The 12,304-nt window shown below is 52.4% G+C and carries 13 protein-coding genes; 9 read left to right on the forward strand and 4 right to left on the reverse strand.

What is annotated here, in order from left to right; translation table 11 throughout:
- The first annotated feature begins 59 nt into the window (after window positions 1–59).
- The 9 genes from CPA50_RS05005 (at window position 60) to sthA (ending at window position 8,738) form a co-directional block, all read left to right on the forward strand.
- Window positions 60–1,406 (forward strand): Na(+)-translocating NADH-quinone reductase subunit A, encoded by a 1,347-nt coding sequence (locus CPA50_RS05005; RefSeq protein ID WP_096781348.1) that lies wholly within the window; start codon window positions 60–62, stop codon window positions 1,404–1,406.
- A gap of 4 nt (window positions 1,407–1,410) precedes the next feature.
- Complete coding sequence (locus tag CPA50_RS05010) at window positions 1,411–2,619, forward strand: NADH:ubiquinone reductase (Na(+)-transporting) subunit B (RefSeq protein WP_096781349.1); 1,209 nt, start codon at window positions 1,411–1,413, stop codon at window positions 2,617–2,619.
- On the forward strand, window positions 2,612–3,415 hold the full coding sequence (locus CPA50_RS05015) for a Na(+)-translocating NADH-quinone reductase subunit C (protein WP_096781350.1): 804 nt from the start codon (window positions 2,612–2,614) through the stop codon (window positions 3,413–3,415). The genes CPA50_RS05010 and CPA50_RS05015 overlap by 8 nt, the downstream gene beginning before the upstream one ends.
- A gap of 2 nt (window positions 3,416–3,417) precedes the next feature.
- Entirely contained in the window at window positions 3,418–4,083 is a 666-nt protein-coding gene (locus CPA50_RS05020; RefSeq protein WP_096781351.1) for an NADH:ubiquinone reductase (Na(+)-transporting) subunit D, read from the forward strand.
- Entirely contained in the window at window positions 4,083–4,691 is a 609-nt protein-coding gene (nqrE, locus tag CPA50_RS05025) for an NADH:ubiquinone reductase (Na(+)-transporting) subunit E (protein ID WP_096781352.1), read from the forward strand. The genes CPA50_RS05020 and nqrE overlap by 1 nt, the downstream gene beginning before the upstream one ends.
- A gap of 37 nt (window positions 4,692–4,728) precedes the next feature.
- Window positions 4,729–5,955, forward strand: coding sequence for an NADH:ubiquinone reductase (Na(+)-transporting) subunit F (gene nqrF / locus CPA50_RS05030; RefSeq protein WP_096781353.1), 1,227 nt, complete (start codon window positions 4,729–4,731; stop codon window positions 5,953–5,955).
- Between the two features lie 9 nt (window positions 5,956–5,964).
- Window positions 5,965–7,017: an FAD:protein FMN transferase gene (locus CPA50_RS05035; RefSeq protein ID WP_096781354.1), complete on the forward strand. Its 1,053-nt coding sequence runs from the start codon at window positions 5,965–5,967 to the stop codon at window positions 7,015–7,017.
- 12 nt (window positions 7,018–7,029) lie between these two features.
- Window positions 7,030–7,281 carry a (Na+)-NQR maturation NqrM gene (gene nqrM, locus CPA50_RS05040; RefSeq protein WP_096781355.1) on the forward strand — a complete coding sequence of 84 codons (252 nt, stop codon included), beginning with the start codon at window positions 7,030–7,032 and terminating at the stop codon, window positions 7,279–7,281.
- A 65-nt stretch (window positions 7,282–7,346) separates the two neighbouring features.
- Window positions 7,347–8,738, forward strand: coding sequence for a Si-specific NAD(P)(+) transhydrogenase (gene sthA, locus CPA50_RS05045; protein WP_096781356.1), 1,392 nt, complete (start codon window positions 7,347–7,349; stop codon window positions 8,736–8,738).
- 11 nt (window positions 8,739–8,749) lie between these two features.
- On the opposite strand, the gene CPA50_RS05050 is transcribed toward sthA, so the two are convergent.
- The 4 genes from CPA50_RS05050 to tal form a co-directional block, all read right to left on the reverse strand.
- Window positions 8,750–9,544, reverse strand: coding sequence for a glycerophosphodiester phosphodiesterase (locus tag CPA50_RS05050; RefSeq protein WP_096781357.1), 795 nt, complete (start codon window positions 9,542–9,544; stop codon window positions 8,750–8,752).
- A complete protein-coding gene (locus CPA50_RS05055) occupies window positions 9,541–10,668 on the reverse strand; it encodes a 3-deoxy-7-phosphoheptulonate synthase (RefSeq protein ID WP_096781358.1) in 1,128 nt (375 codons plus the stop codon). The genes CPA50_RS05050 and CPA50_RS05055 overlap by 4 nt, the downstream gene beginning before the upstream one ends.
- A gap of 24 nt (window positions 10,669–10,692) precedes the next feature.
- Window positions 10,693–11,142: a TerB family tellurite resistance protein gene (locus CPA50_RS05060; protein WP_096781359.1), complete on the reverse strand. Its 450-nt coding sequence runs from the start codon at window positions 11,140–11,142 to the stop codon at window positions 10,693–10,695.
- Window positions 11,143–11,207: 65 nt separating this feature from the next.
- Window positions 11,208–12,176: a transaldolase gene (tal, locus tag CPA50_RS05065; RefSeq protein WP_096781360.1), complete on the reverse strand. Its 969-nt coding sequence runs from the start codon at window positions 12,174–12,176 to the stop codon at window positions 11,208–11,210.
- Between the last annotated feature and the right edge of the window lie 128 nt (window positions 12,177–12,304).

Raw genomic sequence — 12,304 nt, forward strand, 5'->3', positions numbered from 1 at the left:
GGCACAGTGGCCGGGCCATACAAATGCATAGAATAGTTTCTGATGATTGGATAAGGCTAATGATCAAGATCAAAAAAGGCCTGGATCTTCCCATCAGCGGCGCTCCCGAACAGACCATTACAGACGGTAAGCCAGTTCGCCATGTGGCGTTAATTGGTTTCGACTACATCGGCATGAAGCCGACGATGGCTGTTAAAGAAGGGGACCGTGTCAAGCGCGGTACGCTGCTGTTCACGGACAAGAAGACCGAAGGCGTTCGTTTTACATCACCCGCCGCTGGCGTGGTGAAAGAAATTAATCGCGGTGAGCGTCGGGTTTTCCAGTCAGTTGTCATCGAAATAGATGGTGACGAAGCTGAGAACTTCGCCCGCTTCAGTGATTCGGATCTGGCTGGTCTGGAACGGCAGCAGGTGGTTGATAACCTGGTTGAGTCCGGCTTGTGGACGGCTCTGAAGACCCGTCCCTACAGCAAAGTTCCTGCAATCGACACCACCCCGCATTCCATTTTTGTTTCTGTTATGGACACCAACCCGCTTGCGGCTGACCCCACTGTGGTGATTGCCGAGAATGCTGCGGCGTTTGAGAACGGCCTGACTGTTCTTGGCAGACTCACCTCTGGCAAAGTGTTTGTAACCGGCCGGCCTGGGGCCAATGTGTCTGTTCCGAAAGCAGATAACATTGAAGTCCAGCAATTTGATGGTCTGCACCCTGCCGGAAATGTAGGGACGCATATTCATCACCTTGATCCCGTGTCTGTCTCAAAGACCGTCTGGACAATTAACTACCAGGACGTGATTGATTTTGGGCATCTGTTTACAACCGGTGAACTGAACGTTAGCCGGATTGTTGCGCTTGGCGGCCCCAAAGCCTTGAAACCTCGTCTGGTTCGCACCCGCCTGGGTGCCAGTCTGGCCGAGTTGCTTGATGGTGAAGTGGCTACAGACTGTGATGTGCGCGCGATTTCCGGTTCCGTTTTTGGCGGTCGCCGTGGCGATGGCCCCTGCGCTTACCTTGGTCGTTTTGCCAATCAGGTGTCCTTGCTCGAAGAAGGCAACAAACGCCACTTCATGGGATGGTTGTCGCCTGGTATCAACAAGTTCTCTGTTCTGAACATTTACCTGTCGAAGCTTTCTGGCGGCAAACTGTTCGATTTCACCACCACAACAAATGGTAGTGAAAGAGCGATGGTGCCTGTTGGTGCCTATGAGAAGGTAATGCCCCTCGACATTCTTCCTACCCAGCTGCTGCGCGCGCTTATTGTCGGTGATACCGAAATGGCTCAGAAGCTTGGCGCTCTGGAACTGGACGAAGAAGATCTGGCGCTCTGCACCTTCGTGTGCCCGGGTAAATATGAATACGGTCCGATTCTCCGCGAGAACCTGACCCGAATCGAGATCGAGGGCTAATACGATGGCAATCAGGCAGTTTCTCGATGGAATCGAGCATCATTTTGAAAAAGGCGGCAAGTATGAGCGCTGGTATGCGCTGTACGAAGCTGCCGACACCATTTTCTACACGCCCAGTTCGGTAACCTCCACAACCTCACACGTGCGTGATGGCGTTGATCTCAAACGCATCATGATCACGGTCTGGATGTGTACCTTCCCGGCAATGTTCTTTGGTATGTGGAATATCGGTTTCCAGGCTAACAGTTTTCTGGCGTCAAACCCGGATGCATTGATTGCTGACGGTGGACTGCGCGCAGCCTTTATACAGGCTCTTGCTGTTACCGGGGCTGGTGCTGGTGTCTGGGATAATTTTGTATACGGGATGGCGTATTTTATTCCCGTTTATGCCGTCACCTTTGTGGTTGGTGGTTTCTGGGAAGTGCTGTTTGCCACCGTGCGTCGCCACGAGGTAAATGAGGGCTTCTTTGTAACCTCAATCCTGTTTGCACTGATCTGTCCTCCGACAATCCCTCTGTGGCAGGTAGCTCTGGGCATTACCTTTGGCGTAGTGATCGGCAAGGAAGTCTTCGGTGGAACCGGTAAGAACTTCCTGAACCCGGCGCTGACTGGTCGTGCGTTCCTGTACTTTGCTTACCCTGCGCAGATCTCTGGCGATACGGTATGGACTGCAGTTGATGGCTTCAGTGGAGCAACGGCCCTGAGCTGGGCAGCAAGCGGTGGTCTGGATGCGCTTGAAAGCAATATCGGCTGGATGAACGCATTCGTGGGCTCCATTCAGGGCTCCATGGGCGAAACTTCGACGCTGGCCGTGCTTATTGGTGGCCTCGTACTGGTTGGTATGCGCATCGCCAGCTACCGGATTGTGGGCGGTGTCATGATCGGCATGATCGGTATGTCTGTTCTGCTGAATGTTGTCGGTTCTGAAACCAACCCGATGTTTGCAGTTCCGGCGCACTGGCACCTGGTTATGGGTGGTTTTGCATTCGGCATGATGTTTATGGCGACTGACCCTGTGTCTGCGGCCATGACCAACACCGGTCGTTGGTGTTTCGGCATTCTGGTTGGCGTGATGACTATCCTGATCCGGGTTATTAACCCGGCTTTCCCGGAAGGTATTATGCTGGCAATTCTATTTGCTAACCTCTTTGCTCCGCTTATGGATCATTACGTGGTTCAGGCAAACGTTAAAAGGAGGCTCGCTCGTGGCTAACGGTAAAGAAACAGTCTCCAGAACGCTGATCGTTGCTTTGGTGTTGAGTATTGTATTTTCCGTTGTGGTTTCTACCGCAGCAGTGGTGCTCCGCCCGGCGCAGATCAAGAACCAGAACCTGGATATCAAAACCAACATTCTGTCTGCGGCTGGAATGCTGCCTCAGGGTGCGGGTGCTGATGAAATTGAGCAGGTTTTTTCGCAGTTTGAAGTGCGCCTTGTGGATCTGGAAACCGGCGACTTTGTGGAGCCGTCTTCGGTAAACGTGCAGGATCCCATGAAGTACGATATGTACAAAGCTGCTTCAGACCCAGAAATGTCCACTAATATACCTGCCTCGGAAGACAAGGCCGGAATCAAGCGTCGCCCCAATGTTGCCAAGGTTTACACCCTGAGCGAAAACGGGAACCTGAAACGCGTGGTTTTGCCGATTCATGGGTACGGACTTTGGTCCACGCTTTATGGATTTATGTCTCTTGAAGGTGACCTCAACACGATTGAAGGTCTGGGTTTCTATGCGCATGCGGAAACACCGGGTCTTGGTGGTGAAGTCGATAACCCGCGCTGGAAATCCCAGTGGGTTGGCAAGGAACTATACGGTGATGACAAAACCGAGCCTCAGATCCGTCTGATTAAAGGTGGTGTTGGTGCCAACACTGCGGACAAAGAGCACAAGGTTGATGCGCTTTCTGGTGCAACCCTGACCAGTCGAGGCGTTCAGCAGCTGGTTAATTACTGGATGGGTGACCGGGGTTACGCACCGTTCCTCAAGAAACTTCGTGAAGGGGAGGTCTGATCATGGCCGAAGTAACTGCCAAACAGGTTCTTTTTGAACCGATTTTCAGTAACAACCCGATCGGGCTGCAGATCCTCGGTATCTGTTCAGCGCTTGCAGTAACCACCAGCATGAACGTCACCATCGTTATGTGTCTGTCGGTTATCGCTGTTACCGCGTTTTCCAACCTGGCTGTATCACTGGTTCGTACCCAGATTCCGGGGAGTATCCGGATCATCGTACAGATGACCATTATTGCCTCCCTGGTAATTGTGGTTGATCAGATACTCAAGGCTTATGCCTATGAGATCAGCAAGCAGCTTTCTGTATTTGTTGGCCTGATCATTACCAACTGTATTGTTATGGGGCGTGCCGAAGGCTTCGCCATGAAGAACGGCCCCTGGCTGAGTTTCCTGGATGGCATCGGTAACGGTATGGGCTATTCGGTTATGCTGCTGTTCGTAGCCTTCTTCCGTGAGCTTCTGGGTGCAGGTTCATTGTTTGGTGTCACTCTGTTGTCACCAGTCAACGAAGGTGGCTGGTACATCACCAACGGCCTGTTGCTGCTGCCACCGAGTGCCTTCTTTATCATTGGCCTGGCTATCTGGGGACTGCGTACCTGGATGCCGGAGCAGGTAGAGGAAGCGGATTACAAGATGTCCCGCCACACCCATAAGGAGGCTTTCTGATGGAGCATTATATCAGCCTGCTTCTCAAAGCTATTTTCATTGAGAACATGGCGCTCGCGTTCTTCCTGGGTATGTGCACGTTTCTGGCGATTTCCAAGAAGATAGAAGCTGCTACGGGTCTGGGTATTGCTGTCGTTGTTGTACTTACACTAACGGTGCCAGTCAATAACCTGATCTACAACAACATCCTGCGTGAAGGCGCGCTGGCATGGGCGGGTTTGCCTGATGTTGATCTGAGTTTCCTCGGATTGATTACTTATATCGGTGTTATCGCGGCTATTGTCCAGATCATGGAAATGATTCTGGATAAATATATTCCGGCACTTTATTCCGCGTTGGGCGTGTTCCTGCCGTTGATTACGGTGAACTGCGCCATTATGGGGGCTGCACTTTTCATGGTGGAGCGTGACTACACCTTCAGTGAAAGTGTGGTTTATGGCTTTGGAGCCGGTGTGGGCTGGGCCCTGGCCATTGTTGCTCTGGCCGGTATCCGTGAAAAGCTGAAGTATAGCGATGTTCCTGAAGGGCTTCGTGGCCTGGGTATCACCTTCATCACTGTTGGTCTGATGTCCCTTGGCTTTATGTCCTTCTCGGGGATTTCCCTGTAACCCATCCGGTGATTCGGTTTAACGAAAAGGCGAGACCATGTATACAGAAATAATACTCGGCGTGGTCATGTTCACCGTTATCGTTCTGGCGCTTGTGGCGATCATCCTCGCGGCAAGATCCAAACTGGTAAGCACCGGTGATGTGACCATCGAAATCAATGACGATCCGGAACATACCGTGAAAACGGAAGCCGGTGGCAAGCTTCTGGGCACCCTGGCAGGAAGTGGTATTTTCCTGTCGTCAGCCTGTGGCGGTGGCGGCACCTGCGCTCAGTGCAAGTGTAAAGTGCTTGAAGGTGGCGGTGCGATGCTGGCCACAGAAAAGACTCACTTCACAAATCGTGAAGAGAAGGAAGGCTGGCGTCTGTCCTGCCAGGTTCCAGTCAAGCAAGACATGAAAATTGAAGTGCCTGAAGAGTTCTTCGGTGTGAAGAAGTGGGAGTGTGAGGTTATCTCCAACCACAACGTAGCCACTTTCATCAAAGAACTTGTGTTGAAGCTTCCGGAAGGTGAGGAAGTGGATTTCCGGGCTGGTGGTTATGTTCAGCTGGAGTGTCCTCCTTACGAAATCGACTTCAAGGATTTTGATATCGAAGAGGAGTTTCGCGGCGACTGGGACAAGCTTGATATCTGGCGCTACAAGGCAATCAATAAAGAAGACACCATCCGTGCCTACTCAATGGCGAACTATCCGGAAGAGAGGGGTCTTCTCAAGTTCAATATCCGTATCGCTACGCCACCTCCGGGTACTGATCACCTGCCGGGCATTATGTCCAGCTACGTGTTCAACCTGAAGCCTGGTGACAAGGTTACGGTTATGGGGCCGTTCGGTGAGTTTTTTGCCAAGAAAACCGAGGCGGAAATGGTGTTCATTGGTGGTGGTGCCGGTATGGCTCCCATGCGCTCCCATATCTTTGATCAGCTGAAACGTCTGAACTCCAAGCGTAAAATCAGCTTCTGGTATGGTGCCCGAAGTGTCCGCGAGATGTTCTACGTGGAAGATTTCGACATGCTTGCCAGGGAGAATGAAAATTTCGAATGGCACGTTGCCCTGTCTGACGCGCAACCTGAGGACAACTGGGAAGGCCCTACGGGCTTTATCCATAACGTACTCTACGAGAACTACCTGAAGGATCATCCTGCTCCTGAAGACTGTGAGTTCTACATGTGCGGGCCTCCTATCATGAATGCGTCTGTAATCAAGATGCTGAAGGATATGGGTGTTGAGGACGAAAACATCATGCTGGATGACTTCGGAGGTTAAACCTTTCAGATGACATTCCGCATGCTTCAACCCGTCAGGGCGGCCTTTGCCAGCATCTTTGTGATGCTGGCGCTGGCGGCCCTGGCGGGTTGCTCGTTTCAGTCAGAAGAAAAGGTCTGGGAAATCTCAGGTCCGGTATTTGGTACTACCTATCATATAAGTGTTGTCTTGCCGGAGGATCACGAGAAGCTTGAGGTTCTTGCAAAAGGCATTGATGAGGCACTTGAAGGGGTCGATGCCTCCATGTCGACATGGAGAGAGGACTCGGAACTGTCGAAACTGAATCGCAGCAAAGATCAGTCAGACTGGATTCCGGTGTCGGAAGGCCTTTTTGAAGTGCTGGCCAAGGCCGACGAGATCTCACGGTTTACCGACGGAGCCTTCGACGTAACCATCGGGCCGGTGGTCAATCTCTGGGGCTTCGGACCGGAAGCGAGGCCCGAAAAGGTTCCTTCGAAAGAAGAGCTGGAGCGCGTTTTGGCTGCTACCGGTTACGAGCAACTGGCGTTTCGGGCGGATCCACCTGCGGTAAAGGCTGCGATACCCCAGTACATAGATCTTTCAGCTATCGCAAAAGGTTACGGTGTAGATGTTGTTGCCCGTTATCTCGACAGTGTGGGCGTTGGGGCTTATCTTGTCGAAATAGGCGGGGAGATACGTACTCATGGGCAAAAACCCGACGGCAGCGTATGGCGGCTTGCTATTGAACAGCCGGTGGAAGGGGCAGAGCATACTATAAGCCGTATTGTTTCCCTGCCGTCCCGGGCGATGGCAACCTCAGGGGACTATCGTAACTATTACGAATCAGACGGCCGGCGCTTTTCCCATACAATAGATCCTGAGACCGGTCAGCCGATCACACATCACCTGGCTTCTGTCACCGTTATTGCAGATGACAGCATGACAGCTGACGCGCTGGCGACTGGTTTCACTGTAATGGGTTACGAGCGGGCAAATGTGCTCGCAACGCGGGAGAATATTCCCGCCTATTTTATTATCCGGACGAAAAACGGGTTTGAGGTACATCAGACTCCGGCATTTTCGTCGTACGTTACTCAGTAAGGGGAGGGCAATATGGGTACTTTTCTTCTGGTTTTTCTGATAGTGGTTATACTCGTAGCCGGCATGTCTGTTGGCGTGATTTTTGGCCGCAAGCCGATCAGTGGCACCTGCGGCGGGATCGGTGCGCTTGGTATCAGCTCTTCTTGTGATATATGTGGTGGCAACACCCAGAAGTGCGAAGAGGAGAATCAGCGTGTGGCCTCTGAGGCTGTTGCATCCGAAGAACTGGCCTATGATGCGACCAGAACAGAGCGCAAGCAGTAAACGCTGGCTGAGATCAAATAATCATAATTACTTTTTCACGACGTAGATAAGGAGTCACCGCGCGCATGGCAGAACATCATTATGACATCGTCGTTATCGGAGCTGGACCTTCAGGTGAAGGTGCAGCAATGAATGCGACGAAGCATGGCAAGCGTGTTGCTATCGTTGAAGACAAGCCCACAGTGGGTGGTAACTGCACCCATTGGGGTACGATTCCTTCCAAGGCTTTACGTCACTCTGTAAAACAGATCATAACCTTCAATACCAATCAGATGTTCCGGGATATAGGAGAGCCCCGTTGGTTCTCGTTTCCCCGGGTGCTGCAAAACGCTCAGAAGGTTATTGGTAAACAGGTAAAACTGCGAACCCAGTTCTATTCCCGTAATCGTGTAGATTTAATCAACGGGCGCGCTTCGTTTCTCGATAATAGCCGGCTCGAAGTCCGTGGTAACAAGTCTGTCGAGACACTGCATTTCAAACAGGTAGTGATTGCGACCGGCTCACGCCCGTATCTGCCGCCAGATCTGGATTTCCGCCATCACAGAATCTACAACTCGGACACTATTCTTAACCTGTCTCACACACCGCGCACGCTCATTATTTACGGTGCCGGAGTTATAGGTTCAGAATACGCATCAATCTTTGCGGGTCTTGGCGTAAAGGTAGATCTGATCAACCCGGGTAGTCGTCTCTTGTCATTCCTTGATGACGAGATATCGGACGCTCTGAGCTACCACCTGCGCAACAATGGCGTGCTGGTGCGTCACAATGAGCAGTATGAATCGGTAGACGGTGACGATCATGGCGTGGTTCTTTCGCTGCAGTCGGGCAAGAAAATTCGAGCAGATGCATTTCTCTGGTGTAATGGCCGGAGTGGCAATACCGATAACCTGGGGCTTGAGAACGTGGGCCTGACGCCTAACAGTCGTGGCCAGCTTGCGGTTGATGAGCATTACCGTACAGAGGTCGAGAACATCTATGCTGCCGGTGATGTTATTGGCTGGCCAAGTCTTGCAAGTGCAGCTTACGACCAGGGGCGTTCTGCTTCGTCAGATATTGTGGATGACGAGTACTTCCGGTTTGTTTCAGATGTACCCACAGGTATCTATACGATTCCCGAGATCAGCTCGGTGGGTAAAACCGAGCGAGAGCTGACAGAAGCCAAGGTGCCCTATGAAGTCGGGCAGGCGTTTTTCAAGCATCTGGCCCGGGCGCAGATTACCGGCGAGGCTGTTGGTATGCTGAAAATCCTGTTCCATCGTGAAACCAAGCAGATTCTGGGCATACACTGTTTCGGGGACCAGGCAGCCGAGATTGTTCACATTGGCCAGGCGATCATGAACCAGAAGGGTGAAGCTAACTCTCTGGATTATTTTATCAACACAACCTTTAACTACCCGACCATGGCGGAAGCTTATCGGGTAGCTGCGTTGAATGGTCTGAACCGGATCTTCTGACCGGTTCAGAGTCAGTTGGCGGGTAGGGTATTCTTATCCGCCGCTGTGCTGTTCTGGCAGTCTGTCAGTGCCAGGCAGGAGCGTGCGCGGTTGTCAAAGAACATGCGCGTGCTTGTGGGGTAATCTGTGATGATACTGTCAACGCCCATGGTTTCAAGCTGAAGCATGTCCTGGATGCGATTAACCGTCCAGCAGGAGACATGTATTCCTCTCCTGCGAGCACTCTCCACAAGCGCCGGTGAACATAGTTTCCAGTTGATGCACAAGTAGTCACAGCCCAGTCGCACCGCGACGCCGAGCGGCCTCGGGAACCTTCGCTCCGCCACGAGCCCTGTGCGGATACGTTTATTTCTTCTCCGCATTTCTTTCAGAAACCACGCGTCTGTCGACGTAATCACTGCCGTCTGGAAGAGGTTCCGGTGCTGGATGATTTCCGTTAACCGGTTACACAAAATATTCAGTCTGGTGCGATTATCCTTCTTTACTTCCAGTTGGAGGTGTTCGATACCATCAAACTGGTCCAGCAAATCTTCCAGCGTGGGGATACCGGTTTTTGCCGGCCATGGAGTTGTGTTACGCCGGGCATCCATGGCGGCAAGCTCTGCTGCCGTATACTGATATACGTTGCCTTTCTGGCCTGTGGTGCGGTCTGTCGTCAGATCATGTACCAGCACAGGTATACCGTCTTTAGACAGTACCAGGTCCAGCTCAAAATGCCGTACACCCTGCCGGTAGGCGTGCCTGAAGCCGGGTAATGTATTTTCCGGAGCTTCACCTTTAGCCCCCCGGTGTCCGTAGACGATCATTCCGCTGTTTCACCTTTCAGACGCTGGTAAATGGCCTGGCGTTTTATCCAGGTATCGTGGCAAAGCTGTATATCTTCAAGGTAAGCCGGCAGTTCGTTCATAAGCAGTGCCTGAGGCCCGTCTACAAGTGCTTTTTCCGGCTTGGGGTGGAAGTCCACCAGAACCATGTTTGCCCCTGCAATCACGCCTTGTGCCGTGGCGTGCATCACATCCAGAATGCCGTCCGGCGACTTCTCCCGGGTCCCTACAGAGTGAGACGGATCGACACAGACAGGCATGCGTGTCAGCCTTTTAACGGCCGGAACATGAGCGAAGTCCACCATGTTGCGGTGAGGCTGACCCGCTTCGGTTTTCATTCCTCGCAGGCAGAAAATCACATTTGCATTGCCTTCACTGGCCAGGTATTCCGCTGCATTGAGGGATTCGTTCAAGGTAATACCGAACCCTCGCTTGAGCAGAACCGGATAAGTGCTTTGCCGGCCGATTGCTTTCAGTAACTCAAAATTCTGGGTATTCCGGGTGCCTACCTGAAGCATGACGCCAGTTGGCCGCCCAAGCTTTTCGAGGCAGGTATCGATTTCCTCAATATGGCTTTCATGGGTAATTTCCATGGCAACTACTTTGATGCCGTGTTTCCCGGCTTTTTCAAATACCCATGGCAGGCAACCTTTACCATGCCCCTGGAAGGAGTAAGGATTGGTGCGAGGCTTGTAGGCGCCCATGCGGGTACAGACCTGGCCGTTATCCTCAAGGGCTTTCAACATCATTTCGACATGCTCTGGAACATCCACAGCACATAGCCCGGCAAAAATGTTGAGGTTGGACTGGTTAAAATCCACGCCGTTATACTGGAAACCTGTCTGGCGCTTATCATCTTTGTGACGCCCCAGAATCCGGTAGTCATCGGATATCCGGATGGCGCGTTCAACAGCTGGCAGGGCTTCGATCTCTTCCTTGTCGAGCGGCTTGGTGTCGCCGAGCAGGTAGATCTCTGTCAGCCTCTGGCTTACGCCCTGAATCTCATGGACCCGAACTGATACACCTGGCAGGTTCTCCAGAAAGTGCATCGTCTGGCGGTAGGCTTCACTGTCCATAGGGGTGTTGGGGTGGAGGATAGCTAGCATGCGAACTCCTTTGTCATATGCGGGCTAGGAGCGTGCGCTCTCTGCCTTGTGTCGTGCCTGTATGAACTCCCGATGGTTAAGATGCAGCAGGTCTGCCATACGGCGAATAAGATGTTCTTCGTATTTATCGATACGGTCATCTGCCAGGGCAACATGCCAGATGCTTTCCAGCAGGGACTGTTTGCCTTCCTGATCCAGGTGCTCATTGATCTGCCCGGTAAATTCGTACAGAGAGGTGGCATCCTCCGCCTGCGCCAGAGCGTCAGCGAGAATAGCTTCAGCCTCTTCCCGTGTTACCTGATGGGCTTTGATTGCACAGTCCACGATAACCTGCAGCTCTCGCTCGTCCTCGTCGTGGTCAACTCTTGAAAGCTGAACCATTAACGCTGTTGCGGCGATCGCAAGTTGGTGAGCATCGGGTTTATGATGCGCCGTTTCCGGTGCGCTAAACAGTTTTTTCAGGCTTTCAATCATAGTCTGTCACAATCATTTGGATGTAGTGAATGTGTATTGAGAGTGCGTTGAAAGCACGGTGACCCTCAGGTTGCCTTGTCAGCCAGTTGCCGGACCTGATTTTCCAGTTCAATCTGGTCTGCAGTGAAGCGGCGAATGCCGTCTGCCAGCTTTTCCGTGGCCATGGCATCTTCGTTGGACTCCCAGCGAAAGCGCTTCTCATCCAGAATTCCGAACCCATCCGATGAGCTGGCTCCGGCCGGCGAGAGCTTTTGTTCCAGAGTGCCATTATCGTCTTTCAGTTCCTGCAATAATGCAGGGCTGATAGTGAGCCGGTCGCAGCCGGCCAGCATTTCGATTTCCCCTGTATTGCGGAAGCTGGCACCCATTACAACCGTACTGAAACCATTAGCCTTGTAGTAGTTGTATATCCGGGCTACCGAGAGTACGCCGGGGTCCTCATCGGCCGGGAAATGATCCCGTCCGCTACTGGCAAGGTGCCAGTCCAGTATGCGACCTACGAAAGGTGAAATCAGGAAGGCGCCAGCCTGGGCGCAGGCAGCAGCCTGTACAAATGAGAACAGAAGCGTGAGATTGCAGCGGATGCCTTCCTGCTCAAGTATCTCTGCGGCACGGATGCCTTCCCAGGTTGAAGCAATTTTTATCAGAACCCGGTGGGTATCCACACCCTGCTGGTCATAGAGTTCCACAATGCGGCGAGCGCGCTTGAGTGTGGCTTCGGTATCAAATGACAGCCGCGCATCAACCTCTGTCGAAACCACACCGGGTATCAGGCCAAGTATCTCTTTGCCCGCCAGCACTGCCAGCATATCGGTTGCCAGGGTTAACTGTTCGGCATCAGAGCCGCCTTGCTTGCGCGCAATCGAGACAGCTTTATCCAGCATAGGGCGGTAGGCATCGGATGCGGCAGCTTTCAGCAAGAGCGAGGGGTTTGTTGTTGCATCTTGCGGGCGCCACTGAGCAATCGCGTCAATATCGCCAGTATCCGCCACTACAGTGGTCATGGTTTTCAATTGGTCGAGCTTGTTGGCCATTCGTAATGTCGTCCGGGTTGATATTTTTATCAGCACATCCAGATCCAGGATGCGGGTTGTACTTCTACAATAACGGGCTACAAAGACAGGAACAAGACAGCAATAAGTAAGGTTCTGGCAATGGTGTG

This window comes from Marinobacter sp. ANT_B65 (genome assembly GCF_002407605.1).
Classification (GTDB): Bacteria; Pseudomonadota; Gammaproteobacteria; order Pseudomonadales; family Oleiphilaceae; genus Marinobacter.